Here is a 16,854-nt window from a genome sequence, read left to right as displayed (position 1 = left end):
ATGGGAAATCCGGATGATCTTGGCCGGATCGGCCTCGATCTCAATCCGCATCTCAACCAGGGAATTGGAGCATGACGTCGTCCGAAAACCGTTCACACTTTTCGGCATCATGCTCTAAGGACATATCTTATGCGGCCGCAAAGGAAAGCAGCGGCGACTTCAATTTCTTTTGACGGGATGAAATGGCGATGACGGTGCTGACGATCGAGGAAATGGCCGAGACGCTTGCCCCGCGGCAGGCGATTGCCGGCCTCGATCTCGGCACCAAGACGATCGGGCTTTCGATGTCCGATCTCGGGCGGCGTTTCGCCACGCCCCGCACGCTGATCCGGCGCGTCAAGTTCACCATCGATGCCCAGGCGCTGCTGGATTTCGCGACAGCCGAAAAGGTCGCAGGCTTCATCATCGGCCTGCCGATGAACATGGACGGATCGGCTGGTCCGCGGGTGCAGGCGACGCGTGCCTTCGTGCGTAACATGGAGCAGAAGACAGCCCTGCCCTTTGTCTATTGGGACGAGCGGTTATCAACGGTGGCGGCCGAGAGGACGCTGCTTGAAATGGACGTGTCGCGCGCCAAGCGGGCCGAACGGATCGATTCGGCCGCGGCAAGCTTTATCCTTCAGGGCGCGCTCGACAGGCTTTCCTTGCTGGCAAGGTCGGAAGACGAATTCAGCTGACGCGCCTTCCACCAGGCAATGATCGATTGGCGTTTGCGGAAGCCCATGATGGCGAAGACGACCAGGCTGTCGACTGCGATCGCGCGGGCAACGAGCGGCGGGATGCTCTCCGGCGGAATTCCCAATACCTCGCCATACAGCTGGAACGTCAGGTCATGCACCTGCCGCGTCAACATGAAGATGCCGAAGTTCATGTCGTAATAAGAGAGCCAGTACCATCCGCCCAGAAAGACGATAGGGCCGGCCCAGAAGACCAGAAACCACCTCATGCGGCCTCTCCTCCATGCTTGCGCGAGACGGGCAGATCGAGGGAGACCAACCAGGTCGACAATGCCATGGCGCAAAGCACCAGCGTCGGAATTGCGATATCCAGCGCCAGCACTGCGAAAAACATCATCGCCGTTACGAAAAACAAGGCTTTGGCGATTTTGGTTCCCATGGCGTCAACTCGGGGCTCTACTCATTCCATCTCTGCTCGCCACCACACTGTCGGGTTAACCGCGGCCAGGCAACGTAAACCATTTGTTAAGGTTAACGCGGGGCCTGCCCCCTGTGGATAAGACAGGTATTAGCCGTAGACGCCGCGCACGATGCGCTTCAGCGCCATCGCCGCCTTCTCCCAATCCTTTGATGTCTTCAGCGACAGCCCGGCGCACTGCCCGCCGGCTGAGGCGGCAAGCACGAGGTGTTGGATCGCAGCGATGACGACGGCGTTGACGGCTGTTGCATCGACGCCCTTCGGCGGCGTCAGCGAGCCGCGCATGCGCTCCAGCCAGAGAGCCAGCTCCTTCGAACGCGCTTCCGACAGCCGCCTCACCTGCTCGGTGTTTTCCGATATTTCCCAGGCGAGGATGCGGCGCATCAGCGGATCGTTTCTCAAGGCGTCGAGAAGGAGAAGCGACAGCCGCTCCATCAGGTCGCCATAGGTGAGCAGGAACATGCCGCCGGCGTCTTCCGGAATGCGATCCTTCACCCATGTGCCAAGATCGGCGCCGATCGCCTCGACCAGTCCGTCGAGACCACCGTAATAGCGATAGATCAACTGCTTGTCGCAACCGGCGCGGCGCGCGACCGCATTGATGCCGAAATTCTGGAAGCCTTCCTCGGCCAGCAGGCCTTTGGCGGCTGCAAGGATTGCCCGCTCGGTGGCGCCGCGATCACGCACGCGTCGTTCCGGCTCGCCGCCGGGCTCGGACGAAATTTCAAATTTTGCCGCTTCATCAAGCACGACCGACCCTTCCCCGCTGTCACCAATCGGTGAGTAGCGGGGCGGCATCATCCGATCAATCCTATCCCCTTGGGAAGACTGTGGATATTCCATCCCGGCCAATGATTTGGCGAGAAAAGGATGCAGAAGACTGCATACCGGAGCGATCGGATCTGCTCAGAAATCTCGTCCGGGCGGTTGATCGCGATGGACGAACCCGGCATAGCTGCATTATGAACAATTCTAATATTCTCCGCTAAGGCCCTGCAATGGTGAACTATATCGAAGCCTCTTCCGCGCCCTCGAAGAATACGGGCGCTATTCGGCTTTACGACGCGCAAGCATTCGAGGGTATGCGTAAGGCGTGCCAGCTGACGGCGCGCTGCCTCGATGCGCTGGCCGACATCGTCAAGCCGGGGCTGGTGACCGATGACATCGACCGCTTCGTCTTCGATTTCGGGATGGATCACGGCGCCCAGCCGGCGACACTGAACTATCGCGGCTACACCAAATCGACCTGCACCTCGATCAACCATGTCGTCTGCCACGGCATTCCGAACGACAAGCCGCTGCGCGAAGGCGATATCGTCAATATCGACGTCACCTTCGTGCTCGACGGCTGGCACGGCGATTCGAGCCGGATGTACCCCGTCGGCACGATCAAGCGCGCATCCGAGCGATTGCTCGAGGTTACTTATGAAGCGCTGATGCGCGGTATTGGTGCCGTCAGACCCGGGGCCCGCACCGGCGCAATCGGCGAGGCGATCCAGACCTATGCCGAGGCCGAACGCTGTTCGGTGGTGCGCGATTTCTGCGGCCACGGCGTCGGCCGGCTGTTCCACGATTCGCCGAATATCCTGCATTACGGCCGTGCCAACGAGGGGCCGGAGCTGCGCGAAGGCATGATCTTCACGATCGAACCAATGATCAATCTCGGCCGGCCGCATGTGAAGGTTCTTGCCGACGGCTGGACGGCGGTAACCCGCGACCGGTCGCTTTCGGCGCAGTACGAACATACCGTCGGCGTTACCTCGGGCGGCTGCGAGATCTTCACCCTGTCGCCGGGTGGGCTCGATCGCCCCGGCCTGCCGTCGTTTGCCGGGTGACGATCCGATGGCAAAGCGGCCTGTTGCGACATCTTCCGACGACGAGCTGCCTTTCGAGACGCAGGAGCCCATTGCCGCCGACGAACGCTCGTTCTTCGGCGGACGCTCGCAACAACCGTCCGTGCCGAATGCCAAGGCCGCCCTGCCCGCCTCGCTCGCCGGCCAAGAACATTATCACGGCCATCGCGAGCGGTTGCGTGACCGCTTCCGCGAGCTGGGCGACACCGCGCTTGCCGACTACGAAATCCTCGAACTGCTGCTTTTCCGCCTGATCCCGCGGCGCGACACCAAGCCGATCGCCAAGGCGCTGATCGAACGGTTCGGCTCGCTCTCCGGCGTCTTCGGCGCGCCGGCGGCTTTGCTGACGGAGATAAAGGGCGTCGGCGAGGCCGTGGCGCTCGACCTGAAGCTAATCTCGACCGTCGCCCACCGGACCCTGAAGAGCGAACTTAGGAGCAAACAGGTCCTGTCCTCATGGTCCTCGGTCATAGAGTACTGCCACGCCGCCATGGCGCACGAGACCCGCGAACAGTTCCGCATCCTCTTCCTCGACAAGCGCAACGTGCTGATTGCCGATGAGGTCCAGGGCCGCGGCACGGTCGACCACACGCCGGTCTATCCGCGCGAGGTGGTGAAACGCGCGCTCGAGCTTTCGGCAACGGCGATCATCCTCGTCCACAACCATCCTTCCGGCGACCCGACGCCGTCGCGCGCCGATATCGACATGACGAAGGTTATCATCGAGGCGGCCAAGGCGCTCGATATCACCGTCCACGACCACGTCATTATCGGCAAGGACGGCCATGTCAGCCTGAAGGGGCTGAAGCTTATCTGAAAGGCACAGGGCGGCTGAATCGGCGGTCGTAAAACAATCTGTAACATTGACCGGCTACCGATAGACGGGCGACATCTTTGTGTCGCAAATGATTCCATTTCCAATCCGGGGCCAGACGATGCTTCAGTACGATCTTGTTGTGGTGGGCAGCGGTCCCGCAGGGCGCCGCGGCGCGATCCAGGCTGCAAAACTCGGCAAGAAAGTGCTTGTCATTGAGCAGGGCAAACGCGTCGGCGGCGTGTCCGTGCATACCGGCACCATCCCCTCCAAAACGCTGCGCGAGACCGCGCTCAATCTTTCCGGCTGGCGCGAACGCGGCTTCTACGGCCGGTCTTACCGCGTCAAGGAAGAGATCAGTGCAGATGATCTGCGCCGACGCCTGCTGATTACGCTCAACCACGAGGTCGAGGTGCTGGAACACCAGTTCGCCCGCAACCGCGTGCAGCATATTCGCGGCAAGGCGAGCTTCATCAATCCGTCGACGCTGCAGGTGATCAAGGATGACGGTGAGATTACCCAGGTCACCGGCGCCAGCGTGCTGCTTGCAGTCGGTACCAAGCCGTTCCGCCCCGATTACATACCCTTCGACGGCAAGACCGTTCTCGACAGCGACGAACTGCTCGATATCCAGGAGCTGCCGCGCTCAATGGTCGTCATCGGCGCCGGCGTCATCGGCATCGAATATGCGACGATCTTCAGTGCGCTCGACACGGCCGTCACCGTGATAGACCCGAAGGCGACGATGCTCGACTTCATCGACAAGGAAATCGTCGAGGATTTCACCTACCAGCTGCGCGACCGCAACATGAAGCTGCTGCTCGGCCAGAAGGCCGACAAGGTGGAGGCGCTGGAGGACGGCAAGGTCGAGCTGACGCTCGACAGCGGCCGGCGCCTGACGACCGACATGGTGCTATTCGCCGCCGGCCGCCTGGGAGCGACCGATGCACTGAACCTTCCGGCCATCGGCCTCGAAGCCGACAGCCGCGGCCGTCTCAAGGTCAATCCGGAAACCTTCCAGACATCGGTTGCCAACGTCTATGCCGCCGGCGACGTCGTCGGCTTTCCGAGCCTTGCCTCAACCTCGATGGAACAGGGCCGCATCGCCGCCCGCGTCGCGATCGGCGCGGTCGCCAAGGAACCGCCGAAATATTTCCCCTACGGTATCTATGCCGTGCCGGAGATTTCCACCTGCGGCCTGACCGAAGAAGAGATGAAGGAGCGCGGCATTCCCTATGAATGCGGCATCGCCCGCTTCCGCGAGACCTCGCGCGGTCATATCATGGGCCTCGACACCGGGCTTTTGAAGCTGATCTTTTCGCTGAAGACGCGGCGCCTGCTCGGCGTGCATATCGTCGGCGAAGGCGCCACCGAGCTGGTGCATATCGGCCAGGCGGTGCTCAATCTCAAAGGCACGGTCGAATATTTCGTCGAAAACACCTTCAACTATCCGACACTCGCCGAAGCCTACAAGATCGCCGGCCTCGACGCCTGGAACCGGATGGGCGACATCAAGTCGGAACTCTGAGGGCCTCTCATAGACGGCGGGCTTTCGTGTAAATCCGGCCGTCAAAACGGAGCCGAACGGCATTGCGCATCATTTCGCTGAATGCATGGGGCGGCAGGCTGCATGAGGCCCTGATCGACTATGTCGCGCAGGCCGATCCGGATGTGCTCTGCCTGCAGGAGGTGCTGCGGGCGCCGGGTGTGGATGACCGATGGTCGATCTATCGGGATGCGGGGCTGGAGCTGCCGCAGCGCGCCAATCTGTTTGCAGAGATCCGCGCCGCCCTGCCCGGCCACGACGGCTTCTTCTGCCCGACATCGAGAGGCGAGCTGTTTAACGGCGATACTGCCATTGCCGCCGAATTCGGGCTGGCGACCTTCGTGCGCAAATCGCATTCGATCATCGCCCAGGGGTTGGACTTCGTGCATGGGAGTTTTTCCGCCAATGGCTGGGGCGAACATCCGCGGCCACGGAACGCCCATTGCATCCGCGTCTTCAGCCATGAGCACGGCTCTACCGTGACCATCGCCCACCTGCATGGCCTGCGTGATCCCACAGGCAAGGGCGACACGGCGGCGCGCGAGGAACAGGCCGCAGCGCTGGCGGCGCTCATCGAGCGGATCTGGCCGGGCGACGAAGGGCTCGTCGTCTGCGGCGATTTCAACGTATTACCTGACAGCGCGACCTTTACGATCCTCGCCAGATTGGGGCTTTCGGATCTCGTCACCGGAAACGGCCTTGTAGACACGCGGACCTCCTACTATCTGAAGCAGGGCCGCTTTGCCGATTACATGCTAGTTACACCGGGGGTGAACATTGCCAAGTTCGAGGTGGTCGAGGCGCCCGAGGTCTCCGACCACCGCGCATTGCTGCTCGATATCGGGTAGTATATTGAAGAAGTTGCCGTGCGAAGCGTTTTGCATGCAACGCGCGTTTTTACGCCTTAGTTTGACCTCTTGAATCGCATTGATACGTCATGCCTGATATATGGCTTCAACACTATTTTGCTCCGGCAAAAGCTTCTGAAGAAAGATAGATACTCGTGTCCCATGTCTTGGAAGCTGCGCGCCGACGTTTTCAGCTGATCCTGATCAAGCCGTCGCATTATGACGATGACGGCTACGTCATCCGCTGGTGGCGGGCGATGATTCCCTCCAATTCGCTCGCGGCGCTCTACGGCATCGCCGTCGAATGTGCCGAGCGCCAGGTGCTCGGGCCTGATACCGCGATCGATATCACCGTGATCGACGAGACCAATACGCGGATCGATGTCGCCGGGCTGCTCGCACAGTTCAAGCGCCACGACAATTTCGGCATGATCTCGCTGGTCGGCGTTCAGACCAATCAGTATCCGCGCGCGCTTGATATCGCCCGGCCGTTCCGCGAGGCCGGCCTGCCGGTTTCCATCGGTGGTTTCCATGTTTCCGGCTGCCTGTCGATGCTGGATGGCCAGGCGGTGGGGCTCGACGCCTGCCGTGACATGGGCATCTCGATGTTCGCCGGTGAAGCCGAAGGGCGGCTGGAGATGGTGCTGCGTGATGCGGCCGCCGGCGAGCTGAAGCCGCTTTACAATTTCATGAACGACCTTCCCGGCATCGGCGGCACGCCGGTTCCGTTCCTGCCGAAGGACAATATCCAGCGCACGCTCGGGCTCAGCACCAGCTTCGATGCCGGACGCGGCTGTCCCTACCAGTGCTCGTTCTGCACCATCATCAACGTGCAGGGACGCAAGTCGCGCTTCCGCTCGGCTGACGACGTCGAAAAGCTGGTGCGGATGAACTGGGCGCAGGGCATCCACAAATTCTTCATCACCGACGACAATTTCGCCCGCAACAAGGATTGGGAGGCGATTTTCGACAGGCTGATCGAACTCAAGGAGCGGGACGGCATTCCGCTCGGCCTGATGATCCAGGTCGACACGCTCTGCCACAAGATTCCCAATTTCATCGAGAAATCCCGGCGCGCTGGCGTTACCCGCGTCTTCATCGGCCTCGAAAACGTCAATCCGGACAATCTGACAGCGGCCAAGAAGAACCAGAACAAGATTACCGAATACCGCAAAATGCTGCTCGCCTGGAAGGCGCAGGGCATCATGACGCTGGCCGGTTATATCCTGGGCTTCCCCGCCGACACGCCGGAATCGATCCGCCGCGACATCGCGATCATCCAGGACGAACTGCCGCTCGACGTCATCGAATTCTTCATCCTGACGCCGCTGCCCGGTTCCGAGGACCATCAGGTGTTGTGGAAGAAGGGCATCGAGATGGATGCGGATCTCAACATCTACGATGTCGAGCACGTCTGCACGGCACATCCGAAGATGAGCAAGCAGGAGTGGGAAGACATCTATCACGAGGCCTGGGCGCTCTATTATTCGCCGAAGCACATGAAGACCCTGCTGCGCCGTGCTGTGGCGACCGGGGTACCGCTCGCAAGGCTCGTCAAGGTTCTCGTCTCCTTCGCAACCACCGTGCCGCTGGAAAATGTGCATCCGTTGCAAAGCGGCTTGCTGCGCCTGAAGACGCCGGCGGAGCGGCGCCCGGACCTGCCGCGCGAAAATCCGCTGGTGTTCTGGCCGCGCTTTGCCTGGGAAACCTTCCGAAAACATGCTTCGCTTGCCGGTACGATCATCGGCCTGACGATTTCGGCATTCCTGATCTCACGGGATGCCAAGTCGAAGACCTATATGGATCAGGCCTTGACGCCGGTCGCCGACGATGAGGAAGAGACACTCAGCCTCTTCACCAAGACCGCTGGCGGCACCGCGGCGGTCAACCATATTCGCAAGGTGGCGGAACTGACCCACGGCCGATCTGCCGCGCATTGACCGGCATCTCTTGCAGCGGCGGCTCATACGCTGTCAGCCGGAATCATTGACGACAACGGAGTCGAAGCCTGGAGCTCCGACTTCCGTTACGCTAAGCGACCTGGATTATCTGACTTGTCTCGGCCACTTGCAGTGTGTCGACGAATTCGACGATCTTGACCGGTTTCCCGTCCCTGAAATGGATCTTGTCGACGAATTCCGTATAGAAGCTCGCACCCGATGGGATGTGCCTGACCTCACCCTCGCGATGGGCGAAGACCATATGCTCGTCCTCGTCCACATAGATGCCGACTGTCTTGATATTGGATAGATCCCACACAGTGATGAGTTGCTCTATCACTTGGCGAAAGGCATGCCCGCCGGATTCAGTTGAAAAAGGCGCCAACCGTGTATTGCCGGCCATCCGGAAGGTGCAATCCTCGCCGATCAGCGCCAGCGTGCCCTCGATATCGCCGCGGTCGCGCACAGCGTAGATTTCTTCCACGCATTTCTTCATGTCATGTTTTGCGGTCATTTTCCGGTCCTCCCACCGTCAGCGAAATCTGCATCGAATTATACTTTAACGCAACTATCTGTTGCCGGGAATACAACTCGATAGTGGGAGACCCTCGAGACTGAACGGCCCCGGATAATAGAAAAAGGCCCCGCACAATGGCGAGGCCTTGCAGACTTCAGAACTGAAAAGCGATTATTCGGCGCTTTCGTCAGCCGCCTTCTTCTTCGGAGCAGCCTTCTTCTTCGGAGCGGCTTCCTCGCCTTCGCCGGCGTCGGCAGCTTCGGCCTTGGCGGCAGCCTTCTTCTTCGGGGCGGCCTTCTTGGTCTCAGTCTTAGCCTCGCCTTCTTCCTCGGCGAGCAGCTCTTCCTTGGTCACCTTCTTGTCGGTGACGTCGATTTCGGTCAGCAGGTGATCGATGACCTTCTCTTCGAAGATCGGCGCGCGGATCGACGCGGCGGCACCCGGCTGGCTGCGGAAGAATTCGAGGATCTGCTTTTCCTGGCCCGGATACTGGCGCAGCTGTTCGTATATCGCACGCTGCATTTCGTCTTCGCTGACTTCGACGCCGGCCTTTTCGCCGATTTCGGAGAGAACGAGGCCGAGGCGGACACGACGCTCGGCGAGCGTCGTGTATTCCTCACGTGCCTTCTCTTCGGTGGTGTCTTCGTCCTCGAAGGTCTTGCCGGACTGGGCGAGGTCGTTGTTCACCTGGCTCCAGATGCCGTTGTATTCGGCGTCGACGAGCGAGTTCGGGGTCTCGAACTTGTACATCTCGTCGAGCTGGTCGAGGATCTGGCGCTTCAGCTTCTGGCGGGTCAGCGAGCCGTACTGCGATTCGATCTGGCCGCGAACGATTTCCTTCAGGCGATCGGCGGATTCGATGCCGAGCTTCGAGGCGAGTTCGTCGTTGATCTCGACAGCGGCAGGTGCTGCAACATCCTTGACCGATACGTCGAAGGTCGCTTCCTTGCCGGCGAGGTTCTTGGCCGGATAGTCAGCCGGGAAGGTCACGGTGATGGTCTTCTCGTCGCCAGCCTTGGCGCCGACGAGCTGGTCTTCGAAGCCAGGAATGAAGCGGCCGGAGCCGAGCACCAGTTCGGCGCCCTGGTCGGTGCCGCCTTCGAAGGCTTCGCCGTCGACCTTGCCGACGTAATCCATGGTGATGCGGTCGCCGTTCGCGGCCTTGCCGGTCTTGGTCTCGTAGGCGCGAGCGCTTTCGGCGACCTTCAGGACCTGCTCGTTGACTTCGTCGTCCGAGATGTCGATGACTTCGCGTGTGACCTTGATGCCCTTGACCGACTTCAGTTCGATCGGCGGCAGCACTTCATAGGAGAGCGTGAATTCGAAATCCTGCTCGGCGGCGAGGATCTTGTCAGCTTCATCCTTGTCTTCGGTCATGGCGATTTCCGGCTGCGTGGCCGATTTTTCGCCGCGGCTGGACAAGATGGCGGACGGCTGCTCGCGGACGATCTCGTTGACGAGGTCGGCCATGATCGACTTGCCGTAGACCTTCTTCAGGTGAGCAGCGGGTACCTTGCCCGGACGGAAGCCGTTGATGCGAACCTTGTCCTTCACATCGGCAAGACGCTCATTCATCTTGTCTTGCATGTCCTTGGCCGGGATAACGACCTTGATTTCGCGCTTCAGCCCTTCAGCGAGCGTTTCGATAACCTGCATGTCTTCCTACCTTCATTTCGTGGCGGCCGTGCCCAGACGCCGTTCGTTTCAATGAGCACGACGCCGGCCGAGTGCCGCGCGTGGCTTTTCCCAATTCCTGTATCATTCCGCCCAAGGGGGAACGGCACTCGCGGGCTATTCGGGATAACTCTCGGCTGCCCTGCGGCAACCGATTTTAGTCTCCCGCCTGCAAACAGCTTGGTGCGGGTAGAGAGACTTGAACTCCCACGCCTTGCGGCACCAGAACCTAAATCTGGCGTGTCTACCAATTTCACCATACCCGCGTTCACAAAACCGCATGCTTATGCCTGCACATGAGGCCTTCCGGAGCGCGGCGTCTCTATATCACCCGATTTGGTCGAGGCAAAGGAAAAATGAACGGCAAATGACAGGGATTTCCCGCCCGGAAGCCGTCTTCTTCCGAACTGCCGCCGGATCAGTAAAGCGGCTCGTCGTAAACCGGCTTGCCGTCAACGAGAAGACTGCGGATTTGTGCGCCTCCCGCTGGCGAAACGCGCACCGCGATTGCGACATTGCCGTCAGTGCGAGCCTCCTCGATCGGCTTGCCCTCGCCTTCGGGAACGTAGTAGCGCTCGATACCGTATTCGACGCGGATGCTGTCGGCCGCGGCCAGTCCGCCACTGTAGAATGGCTGGCTGCGCAGAATCACCGTCTCCGGTAGCGGTGGCAGTCCGTGAAAGGACGATTCGGTCACCGTCCAGAAACTATCCTCCTGCTTCTTCAACCGGACCCATAAAGTCCGCTCGCCGGGCTCGACCGGAATACCGCCGGAAACCGTCTGCACCAGCACCGAGGAAATGTCGTAGTTCAAGACGACATAGTCGCCGCGCAGGAAATCGCGCGGATCGACCGGCGCCGTTTTCAGCAGCACCTCGGCGCCATCGGCGAGGATCGACGCCCGGCTCTGGATGATCGTGCCGAGGATAAGGGTCTGCAGGCCGGCGACGACGATCGCCGAAAGCAGATAGCCCTTTCCGGATTGCAGCCTTGCCATGAACGAGCTCATACGCGCTCCCCCTGTGCATTCGCCGAAAAACGCCGCTCGAGACGGATGACGATCCAGGCAACCAGTGCGACCACGAGACCGGAGAACAGGAAGAGGCTCGACGTGCCGAGGATCGAGCCGACCGTGACGGAAGCGAGATAAAGCATTTCGGCGGCAAACGTGGTGTAGGCGAGATAACGCACCGCACCGTTGTCCCTGCCATGCAGGGCAATCGCCAGCACTGAAGCGGCAAGCGTCGCCAGGCCGAGCACCACCAGCCGCCAGCCGTCCTCGATTTCGAAATGCAGCAGCAGCAAGCCGATCGCAGCGACAAGGAAGCTGTAGAAGGCCGGGGCCGCACCGGCGCTCCTGAGCAGGGAGGTAATCCGCGGGAGCGGCAATGCCGTCAGGACGAAGGCCGCCATGCCGCCGATCGCGAAGGCGAGCGCCACGGCGATTTCCTCATAAAGCGTATAGAGCCAGGCAAGCCAACCGATCAAAAGCAGATAGGCCAGATGGCGGGCCCGCTCGGCGCCGGTATACCGCACCAGCCCGATAATGATCACAGCCATAACCGGCGCCATCCAGGGATCGAGTCCTATCCAATGTGTGTCGTGATTCTCGAGATAGACGGCGAAAGACGCCCAGGAGAGGAAGCCGGCGACGACGGCCACTGCGCCCGAACGGAACAGGATCGCGGAAATCGTCGCAATCGCGAACCAGAGATACATCACCGTCTGCTCATCGCCGGAGAGATGATACATCTGCCCGATCAGCGAGATGGCGCCGCCGAAACTCATCGCGCCGATGATCAGCAAGCCGCTTGCCGCCGCTGTCGCACCGCGGGCGAGCATCCGAGCGGCGGCAATATGCACCACCCAGATCAGGGCAAGGATGACGCCGACGCGGACGAGGCGCGGAATAGCCTCCCAGTTGGAGGCGACGACCAGCAGGATGGCGGCTGCAAGCAGTACCGCCGCCAGCGCCATCAGCACCCGCCCGAGGCTGAAGCTTGCCGGGCGGCTGTCATATTCGGCGAGAAGCGCGCCTGCCGTTTCCTGCCCCAGCAGGCCCTTGCCTACCCAGAGTGAGAGATCCCGCTCCAATCTGCCGCGATACATGCTCCACCCCTCATTTCCGCAACGCCGACTGCGGCGCTACGGCTCACGCCGTTATAGACGCAGCACGGGTGTTCGCAAACGCTCTTGCGCAAATATACAACTTCCTCATTGGTCTAACTTGTACCGAGCATTAACCGGCCGCTAACCTCAGAAGCGCTAATATCAGCATATGGACGGAGAGGTATGCGCCGATCGCATATCACTCATGAGTTTATTGCACTGCAAAATAATCATTAGTCATACTATTTATCGAACCATAGAAGCACGGGGATGGCGCCCCGGCCCGGCTTCAGCCGGACGCCCGCGGATCGCTTGGTCCGCGACGATATTCGCAGCCGCGCACTCCTCCTCCCAGCGCGCTGCGATAGGCTGGCAACACTCCTCCTCCCAGTTGCCGGTCACCATAACGCGCCCGCCGGATCCTCCCCCGGCGGGCGTTTTTGTTCGGCAAAAACTGAATTAAAGCATTGGCGGTCCGAGGATTTCCGCCGTTTGGCGCCGGCCTGCCGCATTGCCGTCACACCGCACCGGCAACGCTGCGGACAGATGAGCAACTTCGATCCGGCGGCGGAATGCGTTCTTATAGCGGATATATGGGCGGAACCGCCGGAAGCAGCGGCGTTTTTGAGCAATGGCACCGGTTCGGTCCTCCAAACGGGATTGCTTTCCTGAAAGCCATTCTGCCTATTCGTTGACCAAAAAACGGAAAATCTGCGTCAAACACGCCTAGAGCATTGCATACATCGCATAGGTGATCTGAAAACTTGGCTGTTTTAGTCTTTCGCGCCGCAACATATATTCTGGTCATCAAATAGAGGTCAGCGCCGATCGGCGGCTGCTGGCAGATGAAACCCTCAGAAAGGGGCTTAACATGAACTTCTCTCGCTCTTTCAATAACTGGCGCAAGTATCGTCAGACGATCACGGAACTTGGCCGCATGACCAACCGCGAATTGCACGATCTCGGCATCGACCGTTCGGACATTAATCGCGTTGCCCGTGAGGCTTCTTCCCGCTAATCCAGGCGATCCGCTGCTCCTCCCAAGCAGGATCGTTCTGATTGAAACGCCCGCTGTACCCACAGCGGGCGTTTTCGTTTGTCTGCATGCGGCTGCTGCGGCGGTTGCATTGTTTTGCCGCTTTCGTTAGCCCGCACAAAAAATATCCACCGCCTAATTGACGAGCATCACACTGCACAATTGCATGGCAGACGCCTTTTATTTGCACTGCACAATAGGACGGTTCTCGCCTATATAAACATCAACCGCAGAGAGATAGGCGATCCCGCCATCCAGCGGACATATGTTAGAGGAAAAAGACAATGAACCCGATCCGCATTGCAAGAAGCTGGCTCAGCTACCGCCGTACGCTCAATGAACTCGGCGGCCTTTCGAACCAGACCCTGTCCGATATCGGCGTCAGCCGCTACGACATCCGCAATATCGCATCCCGCTCGTTCCGCTAATAGCCGGCCGTTAATAACGGCCGCTAATAGCGAGCGTGATGCTCCCAAGACGGCGCCCCAGGGCGCCGTTTTTGATTCCGGGGTGTTGGATCGCACCTGCCGACATGATATCAGCCCGGAATGAACACGATCTCCTCCTATTCCCCCATCCATGTCGTCGGCGGCGGGCTTGCCGGTTCGGAAGCCGCCTGGCAGATCGCCAGCTCCGGCATCCCCGTCATCCTGCATGAAATGCGCGGGGTGCGCGGCACGGATGCGCATAAAACCGACGGCCTTGCCGAACTCGTCTGCTCCAATTCCTTCCGCTCCGACGATGCGACCAGCAATGCCGTCGGCGTCATCCATGCCGAGATGCGCATGGCGGGCTCACTGATCATGGCCACTGCCGATCGGCACCAGGTTCCGGCAGGTGGCGCGCTCGCCGTCGATCGCGATGGCTTCTCCGAGGCGGTGACGAGGGCGATCCATGACCACCCGCTGATCACGGTCGTGCGGGAAGAGGTCACCGGCCTGCCGCCAAGGGACTGGGATCTTGCCATCGTCGCCACCGGGCCGCTGACGGCGCCGTCACTCGCAAGCGCCATCCAGGCAGAAACCGGCAAGGATTCGCTCGCCTTCTTCGACGCCATCGCGCCGATCATGTACCGCGAGAGCATCGACATGGATATTTGCTGGTATCAGTCGCGCTACGACAAGGTCGGCCCCGGCGGCACCGGCAAGGATTACATCAATTGCCCGATGGACGAGGCGCAGTACAATGCCTTCGTCGACGCGCTGATATCAGGCGACACGGTCGGTTTCAAAGAATGGGAAGGCACGCCTTATTTCGACGGTTGCCTGCCGATCGAGGTGATGGCCGAACGCGGCCGCGAGACCCTGCGCCACGGGCCAATGAAGCCGATGGGGCTGACGAACGCGCATAACCCGACGGTCAAGGCCTATGCCGTCGTGCAGCTGCGGCAGGACAATGCGCTCGGCACGCTTTACAACATGGTCGGCTTCCAGACGAAGCTGAAATATGGCGCGCAAGCGGAAATTTTTCGGATGATCCCCGGCCTGGAAAATGCGGAATTTGCCCGTCTCGGCGGTCTTCACCGGAACACCTATATCAATTCCCCCACCCTGCTCGACCCGTCGCTGACGCTGAAATCGCGGCCCGGCCTGCGTTTCGCCGGCCAGATCACCGGCTGCGAAGGTTATGTGGAAAGCGCCAGCGTCGGGCTGATGGCCGGCCGTTTCGCCGCCGCCGAACGCAAAGGCGAGGCGATCTCGCTGCCGCCGGCGACGACGGCGCTGGGCTCGCTGCTCGGTCATATCACCGGTGGGCATATCGTCACCGACGAGGAGCCGGGTAAACGATCATTCCAGCCGATGAACATCAATTTCGGGCTGTTTCCGGAGCTCCAGCCGGGTTCGATCGTCAAGCCCGAGGGCGTCAAACGTTTCCGCGGCAAGGACAAGACGATCATGAAACGGCAGTTGATCGCACGCCGCGCGCTTGCAGACTGCGCCGCCTGGCTCGGCTAAAGCACTTCTACTGCTTGTTCGCCGCCGAGATATGGCTCGGCGGCAGGTCCTTATCCGGCTCGGCGATATAGTTGCCGAGCAGCCAGAGCGCCACTTCCGAGGATTCTTTAGCGGAAGCAAATTCGAAATCGCCGTTGTGATGGGGTGCATCGAGGAAGTCGATCACCAGGCCCCTGCCCGTTTGCGAGCTGACGACGCGCACGCGGCCTGGCTCGATCAGATGGCAGGCGAAGTGGCGTGACATATTGCGCATGAAGCCCGCTTTGTTGTCGTGCAGACGCACGAAGATGGCCTGGCCGTTTTCCGTTGCCTGCAACTGGCGGATCGCCTCGGTCGGAAAAGCGCGGCCGAACTCGATGATGGCGAGGCCTGTATCGTGCAGGCCGTCTTCCTTGTTTTGCGCAGCCATGCGCGTTGCCACAAAAGCAAAGAAGATAACGATGGTGAAAAGAACGCACCAGACGATAATGCCCACGCCGAGTCTCCGTTCAATGGGGTAGCGGTTCAAGCCTTCTAACGCGCGAGACTTGCGCGAATTTGACCCGATGTCAGATTTTGCGGCGCGCCGCGGCCAGCCCCATCTGCAACTGGCGGCGCCATTGCGGCGACTGCAGCGGCCGGTCAAATATCAAAGCGCCGCGTTTCTGCGCGTTGACGAGTACCGGTTCGGCAAGGGTCGCCGGCAGAAAGGCCGGAAAGACCGCCGGCGCAATCGGCCCCGCCGCCCGCGCCTTTACCAGATGCTCGCGACCGAGGCCGGCGAAGGCCTCGATGGCGGCTGCGATGCGTGGCCTGTCTTCGCCGGCAAGGAAGGAATCGCGGTCGAGCCCGGTGGCGAAAAGGATCTGCAGCGGAATATAGACCTGACCACGGCGGCGATGCAGCGGCATCAGCAGCAACAGGCCAGCGACAGCCTGGGCGACGCCGGCGTGGCCGGCAGCATTCGCCGATCGTGCGGCCTCCTCAGGCGACAGCACGAGGCTTGCAAGCTGAATGAGGGCTGATGCCGTCTCGCCGGCATAACCTTCGAGTGAAAGACGCGTTTCCATCGGATCATCATAGAGATCGAAGGTGCGGGCCTCGATCATGTCGATCAGCGTCTTGCGCGGAAGGCGATGGGTTTCGATCGCCGCCAGAAGTGCGGCGGCGACGGGATTGGCTGCCGTCGACCCGTGTGCGCTGCCTTCCAGCAGATCCCGCCAATATTGCAGCCGCACCTCGCCGGGCAAAGTCTCGTGCACGAGATCACGGATGCGGGCAAGCTCGGCATTGAAGGCATAGAGAGCTGCAAGCGCGCCGCGCTTTTCCTCCGGCGACAAAAGACAGGCAAGATAACGGTCGCGGTCGCTGTCACGGAGCATCGCCAGGCAGATCTCCTGGTTCGTCGCACTATTGGCTTCAGCCATC

General features: G+C 60.6%; 18 protein-coding genes and 1 tRNA gene. 9 read left to right on the top strand and 10 right to left on the bottom strand.

Going from position 1 to position 16,854, the window contains the following annotated elements; genetic code table 11:
- The first annotated feature begins 188 nt into the window (after nucleotides 1–188).
- A complete protein-coding gene (gene ruvX / locus HJB82_RS03870) occupies nucleotides 189–677 on the top strand; it encodes a Holliday junction resolvase RuvX (protein WP_221139604.1) in 489 nt (162 codons plus the stop codon).
- Here ruvX and HJB82_RS03865 read toward each other — a convergent pair.
- The 3 genes from HJB82_RS03865 to HJB82_RS03855 form a co-directional block, all read right to left on the bottom strand.
- Nucleotides 620–946 carry a DUF6105 family protein gene (locus HJB82_RS03865; RefSeq protein ID WP_221139603.1) on the bottom strand — a complete coding sequence of 109 codons (327 nt, stop codon included), beginning with the start codon at nucleotides 944–946 and terminating at the stop codon, nucleotides 620–622. The genes ruvX and HJB82_RS03865 overlap by 58 nt on opposite strands.
- On the bottom strand, nucleotides 943–1,116 hold the full coding sequence (locus tag HJB82_RS03860; RefSeq protein ID WP_207583988.1) for a hypothetical protein: 174 nt from the start codon (nucleotides 1,114–1,116) through the stop codon (nucleotides 943–945). Before HJB82_RS03860 ends, HJB82_RS03865 begins: the two co-directional genes overlap by 4 nt.
- Before the next feature lie 129 nt (nucleotides 1,117–1,245).
- Entirely contained in the window at nucleotides 1,246–1,905 is a 660-nt protein-coding gene (locus HJB82_RS03855) for a TetR/AcrR family transcriptional regulator (protein ID WP_221139676.1), read from the bottom strand.
- Nucleotides 1,906–2,153: 248 nt separating this feature from the next.
- On the opposite strand from HJB82_RS03855, the gene map reads away from it, so the two are divergent.
- From map to HJB82_RS03830, 5 genes are all read left to right on the top strand, one after another.
- Nucleotides 2,154–2,990: a type I methionyl aminopeptidase gene (gene map, locus HJB82_RS03850; protein ID WP_207583987.1), complete on the top strand. Its 837-nt coding sequence runs from the start codon at nucleotides 2,154–2,156 to the stop codon at nucleotides 2,988–2,990.
- A 7-nt stretch (nucleotides 2,991–2,997) separates the two neighbouring features.
- Complete coding sequence (radC, locus tag HJB82_RS03845) at nucleotides 2,998–3,825, top strand: RadC family protein (RefSeq protein WP_221139602.1); 828 nt, start codon at nucleotides 2,998–3,000, stop codon at nucleotides 3,823–3,825.
- Nucleotides 3,826–3,943: 118 nt separating this feature from the next.
- Complete coding sequence (sthA, locus tag HJB82_RS03840) at nucleotides 3,944–5,350, top strand: Si-specific NAD(P)(+) transhydrogenase (protein WP_221139601.1); 1,407 nt, start codon at nucleotides 3,944–3,946, stop codon at nucleotides 5,348–5,350.
- A 62-nt stretch (nucleotides 5,351–5,412) separates the two neighbouring features.
- The gene (locus HJB82_RS03835) at nucleotides 5,413–6,216 is read left to right on the top strand and encodes an endonuclease/exonuclease/phosphatase family protein (RefSeq protein WP_221139600.1); all 804 of its coding nucleotides are present in this window, start codon (nucleotides 5,413–5,415) and stop codon (nucleotides 6,214–6,216) included.
- Between the two features lie 155 nt (nucleotides 6,217–6,371).
- Nucleotides 6,372–8,156 (top strand): radical SAM protein, encoded by a 1,785-nt coding sequence (locus HJB82_RS03830; RefSeq protein ID WP_221139599.1) that lies wholly within the window; start codon nucleotides 6,372–6,374, stop codon nucleotides 8,154–8,156.
- Between the two features lie 91 nt (nucleotides 8,157–8,247).
- Here HJB82_RS03830 and HJB82_RS03825 read toward each other — a convergent pair whose 3' ends face one another.
- From HJB82_RS03825 to HJB82_RS03805, 5 genes are all read right to left on the bottom strand, one after another.
- Nucleotides 8,248–8,670: a nuclear transport factor 2 family protein gene (locus HJB82_RS03825; RefSeq protein ID WP_207583982.1), complete on the bottom strand. Its 423-nt coding sequence runs from the start codon at nucleotides 8,668–8,670 to the stop codon at nucleotides 8,248–8,250.
- A 174-nt stretch (nucleotides 8,671–8,844) separates the two neighbouring features.
- Nucleotides 8,845–10,329 (bottom strand): trigger factor, encoded by a 1,485-nt coding sequence (gene tig / locus HJB82_RS03820; protein WP_221139598.1) that lies wholly within the window; start codon nucleotides 10,327–10,329, stop codon nucleotides 8,845–8,847.
- Nucleotides 10,330–10,528: 199 nt separating this feature from the next.
- Nucleotides 10,529–10,613 (bottom strand) — tRNA-Leu (locus tag HJB82_RS03815).
- A gap of 152 nt (nucleotides 10,614–10,765) precedes the next feature.
- Nucleotides 10,766–11,356, bottom strand: a complete 591-nt coding sequence (locus tag HJB82_RS03810; protein WP_221132659.1) for a GDYXXLXY domain-containing protein — start codon at nucleotides 11,354–11,356, stop codon at nucleotides 10,766–10,768.
- Nucleotides 11,353–12,456, bottom strand: a complete 1,104-nt coding sequence (locus HJB82_RS03805) for a DUF2157 domain-containing protein (RefSeq protein WP_221132660.1) — start codon at nucleotides 12,454–12,456, stop codon at nucleotides 11,353–11,355. Before HJB82_RS03805 ends, HJB82_RS03810 begins: the two co-directional genes overlap by 4 nt.
- Nucleotides 12,457–13,327: 871 nt before the next feature.
- Between HJB82_RS03805 and HJB82_RS03800 the strand changes: the two genes are divergently transcribed.
- The 3 genes from HJB82_RS03800 to trmFO all read left to right on the top strand — a co-directional run bounded on the left by HJB82_RS03800 (nucleotide 13,328) and on the right by trmFO (nucleotide 15,447).
- Entirely contained in the window at nucleotides 13,328–13,474 is a 147-nt protein-coding gene (locus HJB82_RS03800; RefSeq protein ID WP_007628510.1) for a DUF1127 domain-containing protein, read from the top strand.
- Nucleotides 13,475–13,776: 302 nt separating this feature from the next.
- Nucleotides 13,777–13,920 carry a DUF1127 domain-containing protein gene (locus tag HJB82_RS31975; RefSeq protein ID WP_003539017.1) on the top strand — a complete coding sequence of 48 codons (144 nt, stop codon included), beginning with the start codon at nucleotides 13,777–13,779 and terminating at the stop codon, nucleotides 13,918–13,920.
- 120 nt (nucleotides 13,921–14,040) lie between these two features.
- On the top strand, nucleotides 14,041–15,447 hold the full coding sequence (trmFO, locus tag HJB82_RS03790; RefSeq protein ID WP_221132661.1) for a methylenetetrahydrofolate--tRNA-(uracil(54)-C(5))-methyltransferase (FADH(2)-oxidizing) TrmFO: 1,407 nt from the start codon (nucleotides 14,041–14,043) through the stop codon (nucleotides 15,445–15,447).
- Nucleotides 15,448–15,454: 7 nt separating this feature from the next.
- Here the strand turns inward: trmFO and HJB82_RS03785 are convergent, their stop codons facing one another.
- Both HJB82_RS03785 and HJB82_RS03780 read right to left on the bottom strand, forming a co-directional pair.
- Complete coding sequence (locus HJB82_RS03785; protein ID WP_207583977.1) at nucleotides 15,455–15,922, bottom strand: hypothetical protein; 468 nt, start codon at nucleotides 15,920–15,922, stop codon at nucleotides 15,455–15,457.
- Between the two features lie 73 nt (nucleotides 15,923–15,995).
- Entirely contained in the window at nucleotides 15,996–16,853 is an 858-nt protein-coding gene (locus HJB82_RS03780) for a phytoene/squalene synthase family protein (RefSeq protein WP_207583976.1), read from the bottom strand.
- Nucleotide 16,854 lies beyond the last annotated feature (1 nt).

The organism is Rhizobium sp. NZLR10, from assembly GCF_019685125.1.
Taxonomy (GTDB): domain Bacteria; phylum Pseudomonadota; class Alphaproteobacteria; order Rhizobiales; family Rhizobiaceae; genus Rhizobium.
The sequence above is the reverse complement of the archived record's forward strand: the minus strand, read 5'-3'. Positions and strand labels throughout refer to the sequence as shown.